Here is a 23,003-nt window from a genome sequence, read left to right on the forward strand (position 1 = left end):
GTCACCTGTACGTCACAGGTCACCGGCCGGTCGTGAAGGGTGAGTGACGGGACTCGAACTCGATCCTTCAAGTTCACGTCCTCGCCGAGGTGAACGTGACGCGCAGGCCGACCAGGGCGACGAAAGCGACGACGAGTGCAGCGATCAACGCGCAGCCGATCTGCCGTCAGGGCCAGGTGCGTCACCCAGCTCGACCGGCGGATCTGGGGGTGCGAACTGCCTTACGTGCAGGGTGGGTTGGATCTAGTTTGACTTTGATACCCACTCGCCCTGCTGAGGAGAGCCTGCTCATGACCGACCACGCGCCCGTGTCCGGACCGGTGGGGAGCCGGGAGATCGACGCCTCGGTGCCGCACTCGGCCCGGATCTGGAACTACTGGCTGGGCGGCAAGGACAACCATCCGGTCGACGAGGAGGCCGGTGACGCCTATGCCGCCGTCTTCCCCGGCATCGTCACCATCGCCCGCGGCAGCCGCGCCTTCCTCGGGCGCGCCATCCGGTATCTGGTCACGGAGGCGGGTATCCGGCAGTTCCTGGACGTGGGGACCGGTCTGCCGACGGTGGACAACACCCATGAGGTCGCTCAGCGTCTGGCCCCCGAGTCCCGGATCGTCTACGTCGACAACGACCCGATGATCCTCGCGCACGCCCGCGCCCTGCTCACCTCCACCCCTCAAGGGGTGACCACATACGTGGACGCGGATCTGTACGACCCGGAGCGCATCCTCGCGGCCGCCGCCGAGACGCTCGACCTGACCCGGCCCACGGCGCTGATCCTCAGCGGCATCCTCGGGCATGTCGCCGACTACGACGAGGCGCGCTCCATCGTCCGCCGGCTGCTGGACGGTCTGCCCGCCGGCAGCCACCTCTGCCACTGCGACGGCTCTCTCGGCTTCGACCCGGAGTACGAACGGGCCCAGGAGGGCTACAACAAGAGCGGCGCGGTCCCGTACATCCTGCGCCCCGTCGAGCAGATCGCGGGCTACTTCGACGGCCTGGAACTGGTGGAGCCCGGCGTCGTGTCCGTGCCCCTGTGGCGGCCGGACGGCGGTGGCGAAGGGGAACCGGCGGTGATCGGCGAGCACGGCGGACTCGGCCGCAAGCCCTGAAACGCAGATCAGCCGGTGACCCGTTCTGTACGGGTCACCGGCTGATTACTCAGGGTGAGTGACGGGACTTGAACCCGCGACATCCTGGACCACAACCAGGTGCTCTGCCAGCTGAGCTACACCCACCATGCCCGGTGCTTCTGGATTGGTTTCCCGCACCGGCCGAGAAAAAGTGTACAGGGTCCGAAGGGGTGCTCGCGCCAACGTTTCCCCGGGGCCCTTTCGGGCCCCGTCAGGGCCGCTACCGAACATTTGCCCAGTGCTCCACCCTTCAGGGTGGAGGTGAAGGGCATCCGGTCCCTTGCGGCCCGGAGGGCCGCAGCGGCATGGCTACGATTGCGTCATCCGATGACGGAGTTGTCGGATCTACCGCCGGACGGGCGGAAAGTGACGCCTGTGGAGGCCCCTGTAAGACCGATCTCCCCGGAGAGCGGCAAGGGCCGGTGAAGCAGGAACCCGAGGTGGCACCGCGTAGCGGTGCGGACCGCAATCTCCTGCCCTCGGGCAGGAGAGGACGTCAATGCGTGCGCATCACGTGCTTGGCCGCGATGGCGCGCGCCGTGTCCGAGTCGGGGCCCGGCGGGGGCACGAAGATCGCCTCACGGTAGTACCGCAACTCCGCGATCGACTCGCGGATGTCGGCCAGCGCCCGGTGGTTGCCGTTCTTCTCGGGACTGTTGTAGTACGCCCGCGGATACCAGCGCCGGGCCAGCTCCTTGATGGAGCTGACGTCCACGATCCGGTAGTGGAGATAGTCCTCCAGCGTCGGCATGTCGCGGGAGAGGAAGCCGCGGTCCGTGCCGACGGAGTTGCCGCACAGCGGGGCCTTGTCCGGTTCCTTGACGTGCTCCCGTACGTACGCGAGGACCTGCTCCTCGGCGTCGGCGAGCGTCGTGCCGGTCGCCAGTTCGTCGAGCAGCCCCGAGGCGGTGTGCATCTGACGCACCACCTCCGGCATCGTCTCCAGTGCCGCGGCCGGCGGCCGGATCACGATGTCCACCCCTTCGCCGAGTACGTTCAGCTCGGAGTCGGTGACCAGCGCGGCCACCTCGATGAGCGCGTCGTCGGACAGCGAGAGTCCGGTCATCTCGCAGTCGATCCACACCATGCGATCGTTCATGTGTCCCACCTTATGGCCCACCGGGTCCGGGCGGACCGCCCCTGCATGTGGGGAACGTCGCTGCCGGCACACCGAAGGGGCGGGACCTGCGTGGTACGTACCACGTCGTGGATCCCGCCCCTCCATGCCGGTACGGCGGTGCTACGGCGCGCTGCGCTGTCCGGGCAGGCTCGGGCGGCCCGTCGCGTACAGCTCCGACACGTGCTTGCCCGGGTGGTCCGTGGACACGGACGCCGTGGGGCCGAGTGCGCTCGCGGCCGCCGTGCGGCGGGACTGCAAGGGGACCGAGGTGGCCTCCGACGCGACCGGCGGCGCCGGTGAGCCTGCCGGACCGTCCGCCTCGCTCGGCCGCTCTCCCTGCGGGCGGCGTGCCCGGTACGCGGCCCGGTAGGCGGCCGGCGAGGAACCGAGCTGGCGCCGGAAGTGCCCGCGCAGCGCGACCGGGGAGCGGAAGCCGCAGCGTCCGGCGACCTCGTCGACCGAGTACTCGGAGGTCTCCAGGAGCCGCTGCGCCTGCAGCACCCGCTGGGTGATCAGCCACTGCAGCGGGGCGCTGCCGGTGAGCGAACGGAAGCGGCGGTCGAAGGTCCGCCTGCTCATGTACGCGCGCGCGGCGAGCGTCTCCACATCGAACTGTTCGTGGAGGTGCTCCAGCGCCCAGGCGACGACCTCCGCGAGCGGGTCGGCGCCGATCTCCTCGGGTAAAGACCGGTCGAGGTAGCGCTCCTGACCGCCGCTGCGGCGCGGCGGGACCACCAGGCGGCGGGCGAGTGCGCCGGCCGCCTCGCTGCCGTGGTCCATGCGCACGATGTGGAGGCAGAGGTCGATACCGGCCGCCGTGCCGGCCGACGTGAGGACGTCTCCGTCGTCCACGAACAGTTCGCGCGGATCGACGTGCACCGACGGATAGCGCTTGGCCAGCGTCGGCGCGTACATCCAGTGGGTGGTGGCCGGCCGGCCGTCCAGCAGTCCGGCGGCGGCCAGTACGAAGGCGCCGGTGCACAGCCCGACGATGCGGGCGCCCTCCTCGTGCGCGCGGCGCAGTGCGTCGAGTGCCTCCTCCGGCGGCGGCGAGGTGATCGACCTCCAGGCCGGCACGACGACCGTGCCCGCCCGCGAGATCGCCTCCAGCCCGTGCGGCGCGGTGAGCTCCAGGCCCCCTGTGGTCCGCAGCGGGCCTTCCTCACCCGCGGCCACCAGCAGCCGGTAGCGCGGTACTCCGGCGTCCTGGCGGTCGATCCCGAACACCGACAGAGGTATGGAACTCTCGAAAATGGGGCCGCCGCTGAACAGCAGCACCGCGACGATCTCCTTGCGGCGTCGCCCGGACAGCTTCCGGGCCGCGGTATCCGGCGCGGCAGTGGAGTCGTGGCTCATCCTGCTAAGCCCCCCTCGGTGGTCGCGGCTCCTCGGTTGTGTCGCTCCTGCACGTTTCCCCTCGGTCCTGCACGAGTCCCCCGCCGTAAGACAGTCATGATCGAATCTACTGTGTCCCGTGGTGCCGGCGTGGCCAGTTCACGAGCCGACACATTGTCGACATGGCAACTTGGCGTGAAGCATTCGATCACGAAGCGTCGCACTCGCGGGCCGTGCAGGGAAGTGCGCCTCGCCCCGGTGGCCAATCCCCGTAGGGTGTGCGCGCCCTTCGGGACCCTTTCGGTGCAGGTCGAACGGGGGGTGGGGGGCCGTCCGACCCCGGAATGTGCGGGGGTGAGAACTTGGCTGAAAAGAAGCGGGGGCGTGCGCGGAAACCGGTCAAACGATCGGAGTGCTTCCTTTACTGTGCCGCCCGCCTCCGTACGCCCTTGTGCCGTTCCCTCCGTGCCGTCCGCGGTGCGGGACGCGCTCCTCGGCCGTCACTTGCGCAGCGCCCCGCTCGGACTCCCGCAGCAGCGCCCGGCACACCCCGGTGACGGTCGTCAGCCCCAGCATGGTGCTGATCGCCCCGGCGGGTGAAGTGCCGTAGTAGACGAGGACCACGGGGACCAGGACGCAACTGAAGGCGGCCCAGCGGACCACATCGCTCGCGGTGTCCGGCGCGGGGCGTTTGCGGGGGGCGGTGCGAGGTGCGGGCACGGCGTGCTCCCTGGGGTGTCGGGTCACCGGATTCAACGCGCGTTCAAGCGGTCGGTCACTGACCGCGACCTCTTCCGCCGGCGGTGCGGGAGCCCTCGTGCAAACCATCTGTACGAGGCAGCAACCATTGCGTCACGGGCGCCCCCTCGGGCATGCTCCCTGGAACCCCTGTGCGGTGTGCGCGGGATCTGGGCCAAGGAGGCGTGCCGCCGTACCCTTGGGGGTATGGGGTTGGGAAGATGATTCCCGGACACAGCTCCGCTGCACACTGTCGCCACACCCATGCCACGAGGATCACAACGCCGAGACACCCATGGCCGGACACGAATTCTCCGATCCCGCGGACCGCAAACGCCCCGTCGCCGACCCCACGGCGGCCGAGCCCCTGGCGGCGGAAGAGTCACGCCCGTCCTGCGACCCCGCCTTCAAACACGGTGTGGTCGTCGGCTTCGACGGCTCCACCTCCAGCGAGCGTGCCCTCGCGTACGCGATCGGCATGGCTCACCGCTCCCGCACGGGCCTGATCATCGTCCACGTCGCCAACCGGCTGCCCACCACGGTGTGGGCGGGCTGCGAGCCCCCGGTCTTCGTCGACGTGCCCGACCACCGCACCGAGGTCCTCGGGCTCGAACTCGCCTGCGCGGACCATCTCGCCGAGGTGCCGTGGATCCTCGTCGAGCGCGGAGGCGACATCTGCCACGAACTCGAAGAGGTGGGGCGGGAGTACGAGGCGGACGCCATCGTCGTCGGCTCCACGCACGGCCTCGTGGGCCGTATCTTCGGCTCGGTCGCCGGCCGTCTCGCCAAGCGCGCCCAGCGCCCGGTCGTCGTCATCCCCTGAACTCACCGGCCGGCACGCCCCGAAGCGCGGAGGCGGCGCGACTTTGGGGTCGTCCTTCCACAACGCAACGCGCCGTTCTTCCGGGCGGCATGAGCTGCGGGTGTCGCCAACTCCCTTGTCGTCGCTGCCGAGTGGCCCCGGCAACGGAAGAGCGCCCCCCTGTGCCGGTGGCGCACAGGGGGGCGTTCACAACGGGCCCGTGGTGGGGGAGTGGCTACTCCACCGTCACCGACTTGGCGAGGTTGCGCGGCTTGTCGATGTCCCGGCCCAGCGCCAGCGCCGTGTGGTACGCGAGAAGCTGCAGCGGGATGCCCATCAGGATCGGGTCCAGCTCGTCCTCGTTCTTCGGGACGACGATCGTGTGGTCGGCCTTCTCCTGCTCCTGGTGGGCGACCGCGAGGATCTTGCCGCTGCGGGCCTTGATCTCCTCCATGGCCGCCCGGTTCTTCTCCAGCAGGTCGTCGTCCGGGACGATCGCGACCGTCGGCAGGGCGGGCTCGATCAGCGCCAGCGGGCCGTGCTTGAGCTCGGAGGCCGGGTAGGCCTCGGCGTGGATGTAGGAGACCTCCTTGAGCTTCAGCGACGCCTCACGCGCCACCGGGTAGCCGCGCACGCGCCCGATGAAGAGCATCGAGCGGGCGTCCGCGAACTGCTCCGCCAGCTCCTTGATCTCCTCTTCCTGCTTGAGGATCTCGGAGATCTGCTCGGGCAGCTTCCGCAGGCCCTCGATGATCCGCTTGCCGTCGCGCACCGAGAGGTCGCGGGTGCGGCCCAGGTGCAGGGCCAGCAGCCCGAAGGCGACCGTCGTGTTCGTGAAGCACTTCGTCGAGACCACGCACACCTCGGGGCCCGCGTGGACGTACATGCCGCCGTCCGCCTCGCGCGCGATCGCCGAGCCGACGACGTTGACGATGCCCAGCACCCGCGCGCCCTTGCGCTTCAGCTCCTGGACGGCAGCGAGCACGTCGTAGGTCTCACCGGACTGCGAGACCGCGATGTACAGCGTGTCCGGGTCGACGACCGCGTTGCGGTAGCGGAACTCCGAGGCCGGCTCCGCATCGGCGGGGATACGGGCCAGCTCCTCGATCATCTGGGCGCCGATCATGCCCGCGTGGTACGAGGTGCCGCAGCCCAGGATCTTCACCCGGCGCACGGCGCGGGCGTCGCGGGCGTCGAGGTTCAGGCCGCCGAGGTGCACGGTCGAGAACCGGTCGTCGATGCGGCCGCGCAGCACACGGTCCACGGCGTCGGCCTGCTCGTGGATCTCCTTGTGCATGTACGTGTCGTGGCCGCCCATGTCGTACGACTCGGCCTCCCACTCCACGGTGGTCGGCTCGGCCGTCGTCCGGGTGCCCTCGGTGGTGTAGGTACGGAAGTCGTCGGCCTTGAGGGTGGCCATCTCGCCGTCGTCGAGGGTGACTATCTGGCGGGTGTGGGCGACCAGCGCGGCGACGTCGGAGGCGACGAACATCTCCTTCTCGCCGATGCCGAGGACGACGGGGGAGCCGTTGCGGGCCACCACGATCCGGTCCGTGAAGTCGGCGTGCATCACGGCGATGCCGTACGTGCCCTCGACGGCCCGCAGCGCATGGCGGACCTTCTCCTCCAGGGTCTCCGCCTCGGAGCGGGCGATCAGGTGCGTGAGGACCTCGGTGTCGGTCTCGGAGAGGAACTCGACGCCCTCCGCCTCGAGCCTCTTCCTGAGGTCGGAGGCGTTGTCGATGATGCCGTTGTGCACCAGGGCGACCTTGTGGTCGGCCGACATGTGCGGGTGGGCGTTGACGTCGGACGGGGCGCCGTGGGTGGCCCAACGGGTGTGCGCGATGCCGGTGGTGCCCTTGAAGCGCGCGGGGACCTTGGCCTCCAGGTCGCGGACCCGGCCCTTGGCCTTGACCATCTTCAGGCCGGCCGTCTTCGGGGAGGTCACGACGATGCCCGCCGAGTCGTAGCCGCGGTACTCCAGCCGCTGCAGGCCCTCCAGCAGCAGCGGCGCCACATCACGCTTACCGATGTATCCGACGATTCCGCACATATGTTTCCTTAAGTCCCTTTTGCGACCGTGGTGATGGAGTATCCGCCCGGCGTCTCAGCCGTAGACGATGCGGCGCAGCTGCCGGAGCGTGAGCTCGGGCGGTGCGACCGCGCGATACTTCAGGTCCGCCTCGATCCGCTCGAAGATCGCCGCGTTCACCAGACCCTGGGCCTGCAGCTCGCGGTGGCGGCGGCGGACGAACTCCTCGGTCGTCTCGTCGAAGTAGGCGAGCACGTCCTGGATCACGCGCAGCGCCTCGCCCCGGGTGAGGGTCGTGGATCGCGTCAGGTGATCAACAAGTTCGTCGTGCACCCGGTAGATCTTGGGGTACGGACGCCGGAATCGCAAGAATCCTGCCCGATTTCGGGCAGCTCGCCGTTCAGGTTCTTATGAGCCTCTGTTTGACGGCCGTCCACCCTGTGCCTTGCGTCACGTTTTGTGCAGGAGTGGCGGGCGGTCCTCACATCCGCTTGAGGACCGCCCGCTTGGCCAGCGTGAACTCCTCGTCCGTCAGCACGCCCGCCCGGTGCAGCTCGCCCAGTTCGCCCAGCCGGCGCAACAGGGTGTCGTGGTCGTCCTCCACGCCCGAGCGCTTCGGTGCGGGCGCGGTCGATTCCTTCGCCGGCGGCGTGACGGCCGCGGGCGCCGCCGGGTGCGGCAGCCGGGCCTGCACGGCCGCCGCTACGAGCGCCATCAGCGGGTCCTTCTTGAATCCCCAGAGCACCACGGCGTTGGGGTCGTACTTCGGCGGCGCCTTGGTCTCCGCGCCGCGCACGGTGAAGCGGAGGTAGCCGTTCTCCAGGCCGGCCGACGGCTGCCACTCCACGGCGGTGATGTCGGCCACGGCCAGCGAACGGATACCGGCGGCCGCCTTCGACTCCTCCGTCTTCCAGTTCCACTCCAGGCGTACGTTCTCGCCGTCGAAGCTCGCCGCGCCGTCCCCGGCGGACGCGGACAGCGGAACCGAGGGTCCGGGCAGGAGATAGGCGTCGACCGGCTCGGACGGCACCTGGTCGAGCAGGAGCGCGTTGCGGACCTCGTCCGCCAGGTACTCGGCGACGCCGTAGCTGCTGGACTCGACGGTCAGCTGGTACGGGTCGTTGGGCTCGGTGAGCCTGCCGCCGGTCGCCTGGAGCAGGGGGTCGGCGCCGTGACGCAGCCGCAGTCTGAGCCGCCCGGTCTTCCTGCCCTGTTCGATGGAGATTCCCGCCAACGCGTCCAGCGGGATCGTGAGTTCACCCAGCGTTCTGCGGACCAGCCCAACGCCCTTGTCATGTCCGGGAGTCAACCGGAGTATCTCGCCGTCGAAGGTCCATGAGCCGTCCTTCTGGATGATTTCCGCCATGGAGGTGATTGTTCCACCCGCTGTGCGAGAGAGTGGTCTATACCCATTGGGTATGCACCAGAGAAGCAAGTGGAACCTTGTGGAAGGGAGCGCATGTGAGATCGCACCACAGAACGCCCCGCCTTCTCGGCACGCTGCTGCTCGTGGCGGCTGCCGGTCTCTCCGTCGTCGGCGCGGCACCCGCGGCCGGCCGCGGCGCCACACCGCTCGGCCGGGTGGTCCCGGCGCCCGCCTCGGTCGACGCGGGCGGATCCCCCTACGAGATCACCCGGGGCACGCACATCCGGGTGGACGACTCGCGTGAGGCCCGCCGGGTCGGCGAGTACCTCGCGGACATCCTGCGGCCCTCGACCGGCTATCGCCTACCGGTCACCACGCGCGGCAGCGGCGGTATCCAACTTCGCCTGGAGAGCGGTCCGTTCGGCGCCGAGGGCTACCGTTTTGACAGCGGCGCCAAGGGCGTCACCATCACCGCACGCGGGCCGTCGGGCCTCTTCCACGGTGTGCAGACGCTGCGTCAGCTCCTGCCCGCCGCCGTCGAGAAGAAGACCGCGCAGACCGGCCCCTGGCTGGTCGCGGGCGGCACCATCGAGGACTCCCCGCGCTATGCCTACCGCGGCGCGATGCTCGATGTCTCCCGCCACTTCTTCAGCGTCGCGCAGGTCAAGCGCTACATCGACGCGTTGGCGCTGTACAAGGTCAACACCCTGCATCTGCATCTGAGCGACGACCAGGGCTGGCGCATCGCCATCGACTCCTGGCCCCGTCTTGCCACGTACGGCGGTTCGACCCAGGTCGGCGGCGGCAAGGGCGGCTACTACACGAAGACCGACTACAAGGAGATCGTCCGCTACGCGGCTTCCCGCTACCTGGAGGTGGTCCCGGAGATCGACATGCCGGGCCACACCAACGCCGCCCTCGCCTCGTACGCCGACCTGAACTGCGACGGTGTCGCGCCCCCGCTCTACACCGGCACCAAGGTCGGTTTCAGCTCGCTGTGCGTGCCCAAGCAGGTGACGTACGACTTCGTGGACGACGTCATCCGCGAGCTGGCCGCGATCACACCGGGCCGCTACCTCCACATCGGCGGCGACGAGGCCCACTCCACGACCCACGACGACTACGTGGCCTTCATGGACCGGGTGCAGCCCGTTGTCGCCAAGTACGGCAAGACGGTGATCGGCTGGCATCAGCTGACCGGGGCGCATCCGGTCGAGGGCGCGCTGGCCCAGTACTGGGGTCTGGACAACACCGGCGCCGCGGAGAAGGAGCAGGTCGCGAACGCCGCGCAGAACGGCACCGGGCTGATCCTGTCCCCGGCCGACCGGGTCTACCTCGACATGAAGTACACCAAGGACACCCCGCTCGGGCTGGCCTGGGCGGGCCTGGTGGAGGTGAAGCGGGCGTACGACTGGGACCCGGCCACCTACCTTCCCGGGGCGCCGGCCTCGGCGATCCGCGGGGTCGAGGCGCCGCTGTGGTCGGAGACGCTCGTGACGGACGCCGATATCGACTACATGGCCTTCCCCAGGCTGCCGGGCGCGGCCGAGCTGGGCTGGTCGCCGGCCGCCACGCACGACTGGGATGCGTACAAGGTGCGGCTCGCGGCGCAGGGGCCGCGATGGGAGGCCCTGGGGATCGGGTACTACCGGTCGCCGCAGGTTCCCTGGCCGACACAGTAAAACAGGCCGTGTGACGGGCGCCCCGGTGGACCGTACACCGGGGCGCCCGCCCGTCCGGGCCCGGACGGGCGCGGACCGGTTGCCGAGGTCAGCCCGTCAGCCCCAGTTCCCGTGCGATCAGCATCCGCTGCACCTCGCTGGTGCCCTCACCGATCTCCAGGATCTTGGAGTCGCGCCACATGCGGGCCACCGGGTACTCGTTCATGAAGCCGTAGCCGCCGTGGATCTGGGTGGCGTCGCGGGCGTTGTCGACCGCGATCGTGGACGAGTAGAGCTTGGCCAGGGCCGCCTCCTTCTTGAAGGATTCGCCGGAGACCAGACGGGACGCAGCGTCACGCCAGGCCAGGCGGGCCGTGTACGCCTTCATCTCCATGTCCGCGATCTTGAACTGGATGGCCTGGTACGCGCCGATGCTCCGGCCGAAGGCGTGACGTTCCTTCGCGTACTTCACCGACTCGTCCACGCAGCCCTGCGCCAGACCCGTCGCCAGCGCCGAGATGGCGATGCGGCCCTCGTCCAGGATGCGGAGGAACTGGGCGTAGCCGCGGCCCTCCTCGCCCAGCAGGTTCGCGGCGGGGACACGGACGTCCACGAAGGACAGTTCACGGGTGTCCGAGGCGTTCCATCCGACCTTCGAGTACGGCGCCGCCACCGTGAAGCCGGGCGTGCCGGACGGGACGATGATCGAGGAGATCCGCGGGCGGCCGTCCTCCTTGTGGCCCGTGACCGCCGTGACCGTCACCAGGCCGGTGATGTCCGTGCCCGAGTTGGTGATGAAGCACTTGGTGCCGTTGATCACCCATTCGTTGGTCTCCGGGTCCAGGCGGGCCGTCGTACGGGTTCCGCCCGCATCCGAGCCGGCCTCTGGTTCCGTCAGGCCGAAGGCGCCCAGGATCTCGCCGGAGCACAGGCGCGGAAGCCACTGACGCTTCTGCTCCTCCGTGCCGAACAGATGTATGGGCATCGCGCCCAGCGAGACACCGGCTTCGAGGGTGATGGCGACGGACGAGTCGACGCGGGCCAGCTCCTCCAGCGCGATGCCCAGCGCGAGGTAGTCGCCGCCCATGCCGCCGTACTCCTCCGGGAACGGCAGCCCGAACAGGCCCATGCGGCCCATCTCACGGACGATCTCGTACGGGAACTCATGGCGCTCGTAGAAGTCGCCGATCTTGGGAGCCACGACGTCATGCGCGAAATCCTCGACCGTGCGCCGGAGTTCCTCCAGCTCGGGGGAGAGGTGATGGTCCATGGGGGTCACTCCTTGTGGGAGAGGGCTCGGACGGTACGGGAGGGGCTGGGGCGGTCCAGGTGCGCGGCCATCCACACGCTCGTCGCGGTGAGCCGGTCGAGGTCGACCCCGGTGTCGATGCCGAGGCCGTGGAGCATCCACACCAGGTCCTCGGTGGCGAGATTGCCGGTGGCGGACTTGGCGTACGGGCAGCCGCCGAGGCCGCCCGCGGAGGCGTCGACGGTCGTCACGCCGTGCTGTAGTGCGGCCAGGGTGTTGGCGAGGGCCTGGCCGTAGGTGTCGTGGAAGTGCACGCCGAGCGCGCTGGTCGGCACGCCCTCCTCGTTCAGCTCGGAGAGCAGGTCCAGGACATGGCCCGGAGTCGCCACGCCGATCGTGTCGCCCAGGCTCAGCTCGTCGCAGCCCATGTCCATGAGCGCCTTGCAGACGCGGACGACCTGGTGGATCGGGACGGCGCCCTCCCAGGGGTCGCCGAAGCACATGGAGACATAGCCGCGGACGTGCACCTTCCGGTCCTTCGCACGCGCGACCACCGGGTCGAACATGCCCAGGGCCTCGTCCACCGTGCGGTTGAGGTTGGCCTTGGCGAAGGACTCGGTGGCGCTGGCGAAGACGGCGATCCGGCGGGCGCCCAGCGCGAGGGCACGCTCCAGGCCGCGTTCGTTCGGCACGAGGACCGGAAGCTCCACCGGCAGGTCGGCGACGAGCGGGAACAGCTTCTCCGCGTCGGCGAGCTGGGGGACCCACTTGGGGTGGACGAAGCTGGTGGCCTCGATGGTGGTCAGGCCCGCGTCGGCGAGCCGGCGGATGAAGTCCGCCTTCACCTCCGTCGGTACCGCGCGCTTCTCGTTCTGCAGGCCGTCGCGGGGGCCGACCTCATGGATCCTGACCCGTGCGGGCAGGTCCTGGGCCGGTACGACCATGGGCAGTCCCTGAGCGGTCATTCCTGGGCCTCCGTGTCCACGTGGTCGTCGTGGCCGTCGTCGTGCGGTGTGATCACGGCCAGCACCTGGTCCATGGCGACCGTCGTGCCGGGCGTGACGTCGAGTTCGGCGACGGTGCCGGCGTGCGGGGCGGAGATGACGTGCTCCATCTTCATCGCCTCAACCACCAGCAGGCTCTGCCCGGCGGCCACCTCGTCGCCGACGGCCACCTTCACGACGGTCACCGTGCCGGGCATGGGCGCGGTCAGCGAGTCGGTGCCCGAGTGGGCGGCACCGGCCAGCGACGCGGCGACCGGGTCGTGGTCGCGCACGTGCCAGGCATCGCCGTCACGGCCCAGCCAGGTGCCCCCCGGCAGGGCGGCGAAGGTGTGGGTGACACCGTCGAGCGGGAAGGTGAACCGGGATTCCCGTGCCGCGCCCGGCAGCGGACCCGAGGGCCCGCGCAGGGGCTCCTTGCCGTCGAACAGCACCTCGATGGCGCCGTCCGCCGTGCCGCGCACGCGGACGGTCACGGGGTCGTGGCCCGGCACCCGCAGGTGGTGCGCCGTCCAGGCGGGCTCACCGCCCAGGCGCCAGCCGTCGGGCACGGAGAACGGATCGACCCAGCCCGGTTCCCGGGGTCCGAGAGCGGCCTGGCGCAGCAGCGCCGCCGCCGCGTAGACCTCGTCCGGCACCTCGGTCGGGACGAGGCCGTCCACCTCCCGTTCCACCAGCCCGGTGTCCAACTCGCCGGCCACGACCGCCGGATGGGCCAGCAGACGGCGCAGGAAGCCCGCGTTGGTCTGCACGCCCAGGGTGACGGTCTGGGCGAGGGCCGCCCGGAGCCTGCGCAGCGCGGTCTCGCGGTCGGGGCCGTGGGCGATGACCTTCGACAGCATCGGGTCGTAGAGGCTGCCGACCTCGGTGCCCTCGGACAGCCCCGAGTCGGTGCGTACTCCCTCGCCCTGCGGCTCGTGCAGCGACAGCACGGTGCCGCCGGAGGGGAGGAAGCCGCGGGCCCCCTCCTTGACGGACACGGTCTCGGCGCAGATACGGGCCTCGATCGCATGCCCGGTGAGCGTGACATCCTCCTGCCCGAAGGACAGCCGTTCGCCCGCCGCCACCCGCAGCTGCCACTCCACCAGGTCCACGTCCGTGATCAGCTCGGTGACCGGGTGCTCCACCTGGAGGCGGGTGTTCATCTCCATGAAGTAGTACGACGAGGGGTCCCCGCCCGGCACGATGAACTCCACCGTGCCCGCGCCCTGGTACCCGCACGAGCGGGCCGCCTGGACCGCCGCCTCGCCCATCGCCGCGCGCGTGGCCTCGTCGAGGAGCACGCTCGGTGCCTCCTCGATGAGTTTCTGGTGGCGGCGCTGCAGGGAGCACTCGCGCTCGCCCAGATGCACCACATTGCCGTGGGCGTCGGCCAGGACCTGGATCTCGATGTGGCGGGGGCGATCGATCCAGCGCTCGACGAGAAGCGTGTCGTCGCCGAAGGAGGCGCGGGCCTCACGGCGGGCGGCCGCGATCTCGTCGGCGAGGACCGATGCGTCCCGCACCAGCCGCATGCCCTTGCCGCCGCCGCCCGCGCTGGGCTTCAGCAGCACCGGCATCCCGATCTCGCGGGCGGCGTCGGCCAGTTCCGCGTCACTGAGCCCGCTGCCGCTGGATCCGGGGACGACCGGGACCCCGGCCGCCTTCACTGTCTCCTTGGCGCGGATCTTGTCGCCCATGAGCGCGATGGCGTCCGCGGGCGGCCCGATGAAGACCAGTCCGGCCTCCGCGCACGCGCGCGCGAACCCGGCGTTCTCCGCGAGGAAGCCGTACCCCGGGTGCACCGCCCGGGCGCCGGTCCGGGCCGCCGCGTCGAGCAGCCGCTCCACCGACAGATAGCTCTCGGTCGCCGGAGCCGGACCGATCCGTACCGCCGTGTCGGCCTCCCGGACATGCCGGGCGTCCGCGTCGGCGTCGGAGAAGACGGCCACCGAGCGCACGCCCATCGACCGCAGCGTGCGGATGACGCGTACGGCGATCTCGCCCCGGTTGGCCACAAGCACCGTGTCGAACATGGACTCCCCCTTACATCCGGAAGACGCCGAACTGGGGGTCACCCAGTGGCGCGTTGGCGCACGCGGTCAGGGCCAGGCCCAGCACCTGCCGGGTCTCCAGCGGGTCGATCACACCGTCGTCCCAGAGGCGGGCCGTCGCGTAGTAGGCGTTCCCCTGGCGCTCGTACTGCGCACGGATCGGGGCCTTGAAGGTGTCCTCGTCCTCCGCGGGCCAGGACTCCCCACGCGCCTCCAACTGGTCGCGCTTGACGGTCGCGAGGACCGACGCGGCCTGCTCGCCGCCCATCACCGAGATCTTGGCGTTCGGCCACATCCACAGGAAGCGCGGGGAGTACGCCCGGCCGCACATCGAGTAGTTGCCCGCGCCGAACGAGCCGCCGATCACCACCGTGAGCTTCGGCACGCGGGTGCAGGCCACGGCGGTCACCATCTTGGCGCCGTGCTTGGCGATGCCGCCCGCCTCGTAGTCGCGCCCCACCATGAAGCCGGAGATGTTCTGCAGGAACACCAGGGGAATGCCGCGCTGGTCGCACAGCTCGATGAAGTGGGCGCCCTTCTGGGCTGATTCGGAGAACAGGATGCCGTTGTTGGCGACGATCCCGACCGGGTGGCCGTGGATACGGGCGAAGCCGGTGACAAGGGTCTGCCCGAACTCCGCTTTGAACTCGGCGAAGCGTGAACCGTCCACCACGCGCGCGATGACCTCGCGCACGTCGTAGGGCGTGCGGGAGTCCGCCGGCACCGCGCCGTACAGCCCGGACGGGTCCGTCTTCGGTTCCACGGACGGGACGACCTCCCAGGGCAGCGGCCCGCGGGCGGGGAGCGTCGACACGATGGTCCGCACGATCCGCAGGGCGTGCGCGTCGTCCTCCGCGAGATGATCCGTCACACCCGACACGCGCGAGTGGACCTCACCGCCGCCCAGGTCCTCGGCGCTGACCACCTCTCCGGTGGCCGCCTTCACCAGGGGCGGGCCGCCCAGGAAGATCGTGCCCTGGTTCCGCACGATCACCGCCTCGTCGCTCATCGCCGGGACATACGCTCCGCCCGCCGTGCAGGAGCCGAGGACGGCCGCGATCTGCGGGATGCCGGCGCCGGACATCCGCGCCTGGTTGTAGAAGATGCGCCCGAAGTGCTCCCGGTCGGGGAAGACCTCGTCCTGCAGGGGCAGGAAGGCGCCGCCGGAGTCGACGAGGTAGACACAGGGGAGACGGTTCTCCAGGGCCACCTCCTGCGCCCGGAGGTGCTTCTTCACCGTCATCGGGTAGTACGTGCCGCCCTTGACCGTGGCGTCGTTGGCGACGATCACGCACTCGCGGCCGCTGACCCGCCCGATCCCGGCGATCACTCCGGCGGACGGTGCCTGCCCGTCGTACATCCCGTCGGCGGCGAGGGGTGCCAGTTCAAGGAAGGGCGACCCCGCATCCAGCAGGGTGTCCACGCGGTCACGCGGCAGCAGCTTCCCGCGCGCGGTGTGACGCGCCCGGGCCCTCTCGCCGCCGCCCAGCCGGGCCGCGGCGAGCTTGCCGCGCAGCTCCTCGGCGAGCGCGCGGTGCGCCTCCTCGTTGGCCCGCCAGGCCTCCGACGCGGGCTCGGCCGCGCTCGTCAGCTCCGGTGCCTCCTGCATCCTGCGATCCCCTCACCGAGTTAATGAGCGTTAACGCACTTCCTTCAGGTTAACGACCGCTAACCTCCCTGTCTAGAATCGATTTCATGGCCACCAGAACCGACGGCCCCACCCGTCGCGAGCAGATCCTCAAGGAGGCCGCGCGGCTGTTCGCCGAGCGCGGCTTCCATGGCGTCGGCGTCGACGAGATAGGAGCCGCGGTCGGCATCAGCGGACCCGGTCTGTACCGGCACTTCGCGGGCAAGGACGCGATGCTCGCCGAGCTCCTCGTGGGGATCAGCGGGCAGCTGCTCACCGGGGCCAGGCGCCGGGTGGCCGAGGCCGACGGGGGCCCCGCGGGACGGAACCCCGAGGAGGTCCTCGACTCGCTGATCGAGGGGCACATCGACTTCGCGCTCGACGACCGTCCCCTGATCACCCTGCACGACCGGGAGCTGGACCGCCTCCGGGACAGCGACCGCAAGCTGGTACGGCAGCTGCAGCGGCAGTACGTCGAGCTGTGGGTGGAGATCGTCCGCGAGGTGTACCCGGGGCTGGCCGAGCCGACCGCGCGCTCGGCGGTGCACTCGGTGTTCGGTCTGCTGAACTCGACGCCGCACCTGGGGCGCCCGGGTTCCGCCCTGCCGGGCCGCGACGCGATGGCGACGCTCCTGCACCGGATGGCCAGGGGAGCCTTCTCGGCGGCCGGGAAGGACTGAGCCGGGCGATCGCGAGGCGATCCCGTGATCGTGCGGGGCTGCTCCGGGAGCGTGACGAGCGTTACGGGTCGGTGACTCTGGACGGCCGTCCCTACCCGCCGGTACGGTTTGATCTGAGCAAGCGCTTAGACATACCCAGGACCCAGGTGGAGGTGGCGGCGGTGCGCCGTACGGTGTTCAACGAGGATCACGAGGCGTTCCGGGAGACCCTGCGCGCCTTCATCGAGGCCGAGGTCGTCCCGGTGTACGACGAGTGGTTCGCCGCCGGCCAGGCCCCGCGCGAGTTCTACCACCAGCTCGCCGAGCTGGGCCTCTTCGGCATCAACGTCCCCGAGGAGTTCGGCGGCGCCGGCCTGGACACCCACAAGTTCGAGGCCGTCATGTACGAGGAGACCGCCCGGGCCGGTGTCACCTTCGGCGGCTCCAACGTGCACACGCTGCTCGGCCTGCCGTACATCAAGCTGCTCGCCACCGACGAGCAGAAGAAGCGCTACCTGCCGAAGTTCGTCTCCGGTGAGGAGATGTGGGGCATCGCGATGACCGAGCCGGGCACCGGCTCCGACCTCGCGGGCATGAAGACCACCGCCAAGCTCTCGGAGGACGGCACGCACTACGTCCTCAACGGCGCCAAGACCTTCATCACCGGCGGCGTGCACGCCGACCGCATGATCGTGTGCGCCCGCACCGCCGCGCCCACCGCCGAGGACCGCCGTCACGGCATCTCCCTCTTCGTGGTGGACACCAAGGCCGAGGGCTACTCCATCGGCCGCAAGCTCGACAAGCTCGGCCTGCGCGTCTCGGACACCGCCGAGCTGGCGTTCGTCGACGTCAAGGTGCCGGTCGACGACCTGCTCGGCGAGGAGAACAAGGGCTTCTCCTACCTCGGCCACAACCTCGCCTCCGAGCGCTGGGGCATCGCCTTCGGCGCCTACGCGCAGGCCAAGGCCGCCGTCCGGTTCGCCAAGGAGTACGTCCAGCAGCGCACCGTCTTCGGCAAGCCGGTCGCGTCCTTCCAGAACACCAAGTTCGAGCTGGCCGCCTGCCAGGCCGAGGTGGATGCCGCCGAGGCCGTCGTCGACCGCGCCACCGAGGCCCTTGACGCCGGTGAGCTGACCGCCGCCGAGGCCGCCTCCGCCAAGCTGTTCTGCACCGAGGTCGCGCACCGCGTCATCGACCGCTGCCTCCAGCTGCACGGCGGCTACGGCTTCATGAACGAGTACCCGATCGCCCGCCTGTACGCCGACAACCGCGTCAACCGCATCTACGGCGGCACCAGCGAGATCATGAAGTCGATCATCGCGAAGGACATGGGGCTCTAGGGTCCGCGACAGGATCGCCCCGTACAACCGACGCCATGAGTCACGCACTTCGGTCCCTGCTCGATCTGCTCGACCTGGAGCGGATCGAGCAGGACATCTTCCGCGGCCGGTCCCGGCCTTCTCTCGTCCCGCGCGTCTTCGGCGGGCAGGTGGCGGCCCAGGCGCTGGTCGCCGCCGGGCGGACGGTCCCCGAGGACCGGCACGCCCACTCCCTCCACTCCTATTTCCTGCGTCCCGGTGACCCGGGCGCCCCGATCGTCTACACGGTCGACCGCATCCGCGACGGCCGCTCCTTCACCACCCGCCGGGTGGTCGCGGTCCAGCACGGTCAGCCGATCTTCCACCTCTCCGCGTCCTTCCAGACGCACGAGGAGGGCCTGGACCACCAGGCCCCGATGCCGTCGGCGCCGGACCCGGAGACGCTGCCCGCGGGCGAGGAACTGCTGCCGCGCTACGCGGACGTCTTCGACGGCCCCCAGGTCCTGGAGTGGCTGCTGGAGGCCCGCGCGGCCGTCGACCTCCGATACGTGGACGAGCCGCCGTTCGCCACGGCGGGAACGGTCCGCGAGCCGCGCTCCCAGGTGTGGTTCCGTACGAACGGCAAGCTCGACGAGTACGCGGCCGACCCGCTGCTGCACGTCGTCCTCGCCACGTACGTCTCCGACATGACGCTCCTCGACTCGATCCTGCTCGCGCACGGGCGCGGCGGCTGGGGCGTCGGTGACGTCGTCGGGGCATCGCTGGACCACGCGATGTGGTTCCACCGTCCGTTCCGGGCCGACGAGTGGCTCCTGTACGACCAGGAGTCCCCGTCGGCGTACGGCGGACGCGGGCTCGGGCAGGCCCGCATCTACACCCAGGACGGGCGGTTGGCGATCTCGGTGATCCAGGAGGGCGTGGTCCGCGTCCCCCGGTGACGGCCTGCCGCCGGCCTCAGCCGGTGGCCGTCAGACCGGCCTGGCCCAGCAGGTAGGCCGTCAGCGGGTCGTAGTGGCGGGGGCTGGTGACGTGGTCGTCGAGGGGCACCGTCACCTGGAGGGTGCCCTCCGCCTCGCCGAGGAAGAGCGCCGGGTCGTTGCAGTCGGCGTATCCGACGGAGTCGATCCCGAGCCGGCCCGCACAGCCCGCCCAGCCGTGGTCGGCGACGACGAGGTCGGGCAGGGGGCGGCCCTCGGCCTGAAGGCCGTTCAGGATCGCGCGCATCGGCTCGGGGGAGTGGGTGTGCCAGAGGGTGGCGCCGTGCTCCAGGACGGCCACGTCGGCGAACTGCATCACATACCCCTCCTCCGTCCGCAGCCCGTCCGGGATGACGACGATCTCGCAGCCGGCGGCGCGCAGAGCCGCGGCGGTGGCACGGTGGACGTCGAGGAGCCCGCCGGGGTGACCGGTGGCGAACAGGACGCGCTGTTCGCCGTCGGCGGCCTTGCGCAGCCGGGCCGCGAGGCGTTCCAGGGCGTCGACCGTCAGTTCCGGGTCGATGGTGTCCTGGCCGTACCGGTGCTCGGGGTCGTCGCTGACGCCGCAGCGTTCCGCCATGACCGCGAGGACGTCCTGCTCATCGCTCCAGCGGTCGCCGAGTTCCAGGCCGAGCCAGTAGTTGCGGTCGCCGTTCGCGAGCTGGCGATAGTGGGAGAGGTTGTTCTCGCGGGGTGTGGCGACATGGCCCGCGATACGGGTCCGAACGAGGTGGTCGACGAGCTCGGTGCGGCTGGGCATCCCGGGTATCGGCATGTCCCCATTCTGCCGCCGCGCTCCGTCTGGTGTCCCGGCACGCCAAGGCGGAGTATCGGCCCGTCATCCCTGCGCGTGCTTCAGGGCGAACCACAACTCCATGCGCACGTCCGGGTCGTCCAGGTCCGCGTCCAGCAACGCGGCACAGCGCGCGATGCGTTGACGGACGGTGTTGCGGTGGACGGAGAGGGCCACCGCCGTACGGTCCCAACTGCCGTGCAGGGACAGCCAGGTGCGCAGGGTGTCGGTGAGCGCGGGGGTCCGGGCGATCGGCGCGAGCAGCGTCCTGGCGTGCAGTGCGGCCTGAGCGGGCGGGACCAGGTCGGCCACGCCCGCGCGCCCGCCGTGGCGCACCAGCGGCAGCCGTCGCGCGCGGGCGCGGGCCAGCGCGTGGGAGGCCTGCGCGTCGGCACCGGCCCACTCGCCGGGTTCCGCCGCCGCGCTGACGCCGAGCGTCCAGCCCGGCTGGGCGGTCGGCACCCGGTCGGCCGGCACGAGGACGCGTACGACCTCACCGGCCGCGTCCACGAGCGGGGAGCCCAGCGCGGCGCCGAGCGTCGACGCGGCGACCGCGTCCGGTGCACAGCCGTCCTGGGCGGGCCGGGCATGCACCACGAGCCATCGGTCCGGGCCGATCAGCGGTGCGACCTCCTGGGGCGGGGCCCCGAGCAGCAGCCGCACGAGCGCCGACGAACGTGCCGCCCCGTCGGCGCTCTGGTGTTCACCGGTGAGCAGCGACAGCAGCACCGCTGCGACCGAGGAGATCGTGTGGTCGCCCGGCTCGCGGCGCGGGGAGGCCACCCCGAGCACGAAGCCCTGCCCGGTGCCGAGGGCATAGGCGGCGAGATGGGTGCCGGCGACGGTGTCGGTGGCGGAGGACGGGGTGGGCCCCGCGCCTTCCGGGCGTACCACCTTCGCCAGCTTCCGCAGCCCCCGTACCGCCTGCTCCGGGGCCCGGCCCGCGCCTGCCAGTTCCGCGCCGTCCGGTGCGTACAGGACCGTCCGGCCGCCCACCCGCTGGGCCAGCTGGCGCAGTACCGAGGGGACCGGGGCCGGGCGGGCCGCCGCCGCGGCCAGGCTCTGCTGGGCCTCGGTGACGCGGCGCAGTTCCGCGAGGCGGGCCTGGGCCATCAGCTGCCACACCGCACGCGCCACGCCCGAGAACGTCGTCTGCGGCGGGACCTCGAGCAGCGGCAGCGCGTAGTGGTCGCAGGCCGCCACCAGCGCCGCCGGCACCGCGTCGTGCACGGGTGCCAGGCCGAAACCGAGCCCCGCGCCGCCCGCGGCCACGATCCGGGAGACGTAGTCGTCGAAGCGGGTCCCGGAGCCCGTGGCCTCGGATATCTGCACGCCGGCCGTGAGCAGCAGCTCGCCGCCCAGCAGATACGGGTAGGGGTCCGCCATCTCCGAGGTGTGCGCCCAGTGGATGACGATGCCGGGATCCGTCGGCCCGGCGATCTGCCGCAGGGCCAGGTCGTCCCGGGCGAGCAGGGCGGACAGCGGTACCGCTGGGGTGGGGGGTACCGCCGGGGTGATGGGGTCCCGCATGGTGGACGATTCCTCCATCTCGGTCGGTTCGAGTGGATGAAACGTACACTTCAGCGGCGCCTTCCAGCGACTTAAGGTCAGTCCGGACCGGCGGTCACGGGTCCGGGCGGATGTCCCCGCGAGCCGGTGCCGTCCACGCCTGCCGGGGCATTGGGGCAGTAGGCCGTGTCCTCGGCACCCACCTGTGCATGACCTGAAGGAGCCCGACGATGAGCAGCACCGAGAACCCCGCAGCAGGCGGCAACGGGCCGCGCGGCCCCGTCGACTCGTCCCGCGTTCCGCGGTACGCGGGACCCGCGACCTTCGCCCGGCTGCCCCGCCTCGACGAGGTCGGCACCGCCGACGTCGCCGTGGTCGGTGTGCCGTTCGACTCGGGAGTGTCCTACCGCCCCGGCGCGCGCTTCGGCGGCAACGCGATCCGCGAGGCCTCCCGCCTGCTGCGCCCGTACAACCCGGCCCAGGACGCCTCCCCCTTCGCGCTCGCGCAGGTCGCGGACGGCGGCGACATCGCCGTGAACCCGTTCAACATCAACGAGGCCGTGGAGACCATCGAGGCCGCCGCCGACGACCTGCTCGGCACGGGCGCCCGCCTGATGACGCTCGGCGGCGACCACACCATCGCGCTCCCGCTGCTGCGCTCGGTGGCCAAGAAGCACGGCCCGGTCGCGCTGCTCCACTTCGACGCCCACCTCGACACCTGGGACACGTACTTCGGCGCCGAGTACACCCACGGCACCCCCTTCCGCCGCGCCGTCGAGGAGGGCATCCTCGACACCTCCGCTCTCTCCCACGTCGGCACCCGCGGCCCGCTGTACGGCAAGCAGGACCTCACCGACGACGAGAAGATGGGCTTCGGCATCGTCACGTCCGCCGACGTATACCGGCGTGGCGCGGACGAGATCGCAGACCAGCTGCGCCAGCGCATCGGCGACCGCCCGCTGTACATCTCCATCGACATCGACTGCCTGGACCCGGCGCACGCCCCCGGCACCGGCACGCCCGAGGCCGGCGGCCTGACCTCGCGCGAACTCCTGGAGATCCTGCGCGGCCTCGCGTCCTGCAACCTGGTCTCCGCGGACCTCGTCGAGGTGGCGCCCGCCTACGACCACGCGGAGATCACGTCCGTGGCCGCGTCCCACACGGCGTACGAGCTGACGACCATCATGACCCGCCAGATCGCGGCAGCCCGTAAGGAGAACGAGGGCAAGTGACCCAGGACCACGACCAGGTACTCCGTCCCAGACCTGCCCAGACGGAGGCGGACCTCAACCCTCCCACCCTCCCCCAGCCACCGCTGGAAGGTGCCCCCGGCCCGGTCACCACCCCTCATGAAGGCGCTTCGCGCCCCGTGATGACCGGCCGCAACGGCGGAGACCTGGTCGTGGAGACCCTCGCCGGTCTCGGCGCGACGACCGTCTTCGGACTGCCCGGCCAGCACGCGCTGGGCATGTTCGACGCGCTGCGCCGCTCCGACCTGCGGTACGTCGGGCTCAGGGTGGAGAACAACGCGGGCTTCGCGGCGGATGCCTACGGCCGGATCACGGGCGAGGCCGCCCCGCTCCTGCTGTCCACCGGCCCGGGCGCGCTGACCTCCCTGGCCGCGCTCCAGGAGGCGGCGTCGGCCTCGGCCC

The 23,003-nt window shown here is 70.8% G+C and carries 20 protein-coding genes and 1 tRNA gene; 8 read left to right on the forward strand and 13 right to left on the reverse strand.

The genetic code is table 11. The features are described 5' to 3' along the window. The first annotated feature begins 290 nt into the window (after positions 1-290). Entirely contained in the window at positions 291-1,109 is an 819-nt protein-coding gene (locus BIV24_RS23410) for an SAM-dependent methyltransferase (RefSeq protein WP_071368386.1), read from the forward strand. Positions 1,110-1,162: 53 nt separating this feature from the next. Here the strand turns inward: BIV24_RS23410 and BIV24_RS23415 are convergent. The 4 genes from BIV24_RS23415 to BIV24_RS23430 form a co-directional block, all read right to left on the reverse strand. Next, a tRNA-His gene (locus BIV24_RS23415) sits at positions 1,163-1,235 on the reverse strand. A gap of 391 nt (positions 1,236-1,626) precedes the next feature. Continuing rightward, on the reverse strand, positions 1,627-2,229 hold the full coding sequence (gene orn / locus BIV24_RS23420; protein ID WP_071368387.1) for an oligoribonuclease: 603 nt from the start codon (positions 2,227-2,229) through the stop codon (positions 1,627-1,629). A gap of 141 nt (positions 2,230-2,370) precedes the next feature. After that, positions 2,371-3,606 (reverse strand): helix-turn-helix domain-containing protein, encoded by a 1,236-nt coding sequence (locus BIV24_RS23425; RefSeq protein ID WP_071368388.1) that lies wholly within the window; start codon positions 3,604-3,606, stop codon positions 2,371-2,373. A 378-nt stretch (positions 3,607-3,984) separates the two neighbouring features. Next, complete coding sequence (locus tag BIV24_RS23430; protein ID WP_071368389.1) at positions 3,985-4,305, reverse strand: hypothetical protein; 321 nt, start codon at positions 4,303-4,305, stop codon at positions 3,985-3,987. Between the two features lie 313 nt (positions 4,306-4,618). Here BIV24_RS23430 and BIV24_RS23435 point away from each other — a divergent pair, with 313 nt between their 5' ends. After that, on the forward strand, positions 4,619-5,146 hold the full coding sequence (locus BIV24_RS23435) for a universal stress protein (RefSeq protein ID WP_071368390.1): 528 nt from the start codon (positions 4,619-4,621) through the stop codon (positions 5,144-5,146). Positions 5,147-5,360: 214 nt separating this feature from the next. Here BIV24_RS23435 and glmS read toward each other — a convergent pair whose 3' ends face one another. The 3 genes from glmS to BIV24_RS23450 form a co-directional block, all read right to left on the reverse strand. Next, positions 5,361-7,178: a glutamine--fructose-6-phosphate transaminase (isomerizing) gene (gene glmS, locus BIV24_RS23440; RefSeq protein WP_071368391.1), complete on the reverse strand. Its 1,818-nt coding sequence runs from the start codon at positions 7,176-7,178 to the stop codon at positions 5,361-5,363. Positions 7,179-7,232: 54 nt separating this feature from the next. Further along, positions 7,233-7,490, reverse strand: a complete 258-nt coding sequence (locus BIV24_RS23445; RefSeq protein WP_071368410.1) for a hypothetical protein — start codon at positions 7,488-7,490, stop codon at positions 7,233-7,235. A gap of 148 nt (positions 7,491-7,638) precedes the next feature. Beyond that, positions 7,639-8,523, reverse strand: coding sequence for a DUF4429 domain-containing protein (locus tag BIV24_RS23450; protein WP_071368392.1), 885 nt, complete (start codon positions 8,521-8,523; stop codon positions 7,639-7,641). A 95-nt stretch (positions 8,524-8,618) separates the two neighbouring features. Between BIV24_RS23450 and BIV24_RS23455 the strand changes: the two genes are divergently transcribed. Next, positions 8,619-10,205: a beta-N-acetylhexosaminidase gene (locus BIV24_RS23455; protein WP_071368393.1), complete on the forward strand. Its 1,587-nt coding sequence runs from the start codon at positions 8,619-8,621 to the stop codon at positions 10,203-10,205. Between the two features lie 88 nt (positions 10,206-10,293). Here BIV24_RS23455 and BIV24_RS23460 read toward each other — a convergent pair whose 3' ends face one another. The 4 genes from BIV24_RS23460 to BIV24_RS23475 are packed head-to-tail and all read right to left on the reverse strand — an operon-like array spanning position 10,294 to position 16,076. Then, positions 10,294-11,454 (reverse strand): acyl-CoA dehydrogenase family protein, encoded by a 1,161-nt coding sequence (locus tag BIV24_RS23460; RefSeq protein WP_071368394.1) that lies wholly within the window; start codon positions 11,452-11,454, stop codon positions 10,294-10,296. Between the two features lie 5 nt (positions 11,455-11,459). Beyond that, entirely contained in the window at positions 11,460-12,398 is a 939-nt protein-coding gene (locus tag BIV24_RS23465) for a hydroxymethylglutaryl-CoA lyase (protein WP_071368395.1), read from the reverse strand. Then, on the reverse strand, positions 12,395-14,449 hold the full coding sequence (locus BIV24_RS23470) for an acetyl/propionyl/methylcrotonyl-CoA carboxylase subunit alpha (RefSeq protein ID WP_071368396.1): 2,055 nt from the start codon (positions 14,447-14,449) through the stop codon (positions 12,395-12,397). The genes BIV24_RS23465 and BIV24_RS23470 overlap by 4 nt, the downstream gene beginning before the upstream one ends. A 10-nt stretch (positions 14,450-14,459) precedes the next feature. Further along, positions 14,460-16,076, reverse strand: a complete 1,617-nt coding sequence (locus BIV24_RS23475) for a carboxyl transferase domain-containing protein (RefSeq protein ID WP_071368397.1) — start codon at positions 16,074-16,076, stop codon at positions 14,460-14,462. A gap of 86 nt (positions 16,077-16,162) precedes the next feature. Between BIV24_RS23475 and BIV24_RS23480 the strand changes: the two genes are divergently transcribed. The 3 genes from BIV24_RS23480 to BIV24_RS23490 all read left to right on the forward strand — a co-directional run bounded on the left by BIV24_RS23480 (position 16,163) and on the right by BIV24_RS23490 (position 19,010). Further along, the gene (locus BIV24_RS23480; protein WP_071368398.1) at positions 16,163-16,774 is read left to right on the forward strand and encodes an SACE_7040 family transcriptional regulator; all 612 of its coding nucleotides are present in this window, start codon (positions 16,163-16,165) and stop codon (positions 16,772-16,774) included. Between the two features lie 161 nt (positions 16,775-16,935). After that, positions 16,936-18,093: an acyl-CoA dehydrogenase family protein gene (locus BIV24_RS23485; protein WP_071368411.1), complete on the forward strand. Its 1,158-nt coding sequence runs from the start codon at positions 16,936-16,938 to the stop codon at positions 18,091-18,093. Between the two features lie 35 nt (positions 18,094-18,128). Continuing rightward, positions 18,129-19,010: an acyl-CoA thioesterase gene (locus BIV24_RS23490; RefSeq protein WP_071368399.1), complete on the forward strand. Its 882-nt coding sequence runs from the start codon at positions 18,129-18,131 to the stop codon at positions 19,008-19,010. Positions 19,011-19,026: 16 nt separating this feature from the next. Here BIV24_RS23490 and BIV24_RS23495 read toward each other — a convergent pair whose 3' ends face one another. Together BIV24_RS23495 and BIV24_RS23500 are read right to left on the reverse strand one after the other, a co-directional pair. Beyond that, positions 19,027-19,824: a phosphatase gene (locus tag BIV24_RS23495; RefSeq protein WP_071368400.1), complete on the reverse strand. Its 798-nt coding sequence runs from the start codon at positions 19,822-19,824 to the stop codon at positions 19,027-19,029. 63 nt (positions 19,825-19,887) lie between these two features. Continuing rightward, a complete protein-coding gene (locus BIV24_RS23500; protein ID WP_071368401.1) occupies positions 19,888-21,390 on the reverse strand; it encodes a PucR family transcriptional regulator in 1,503 nt (500 codons plus the stop codon). A 191-nt stretch (positions 21,391-21,581) separates the two neighbouring features. Here BIV24_RS23500 and speB point away from each other — a divergent pair, with 191 nt between their 5' ends. Together speB and BIV24_RS23510 are read left to right on the forward strand one after the other, a co-directional pair. Further along, positions 21,582-22,583 carry an agmatinase gene (speB, locus tag BIV24_RS23505; protein WP_071368402.1) on the forward strand — a complete coding sequence of 334 codons (1,002 nt, stop codon included), beginning with the start codon at positions 21,582-21,584 and terminating at the stop codon, positions 22,581-22,583. Continuing rightward, positions 22,580-23,003: thiamine pyrophosphate-binding protein (locus BIV24_RS23510; protein WP_245766915.1), on the forward strand; the 424-nt coding region annotated here is incomplete at its 3' end. The genes speB and BIV24_RS23510, both read left to right, overlap by 4 nt.

This window comes from Streptomyces colonosanans, assembly GCF_001866645.1.
GTDB lineage: Bacteria > Actinomycetota > Actinomycetes > Streptomycetales > Streptomycetaceae > Streptomyces > Streptomyces colonosanans.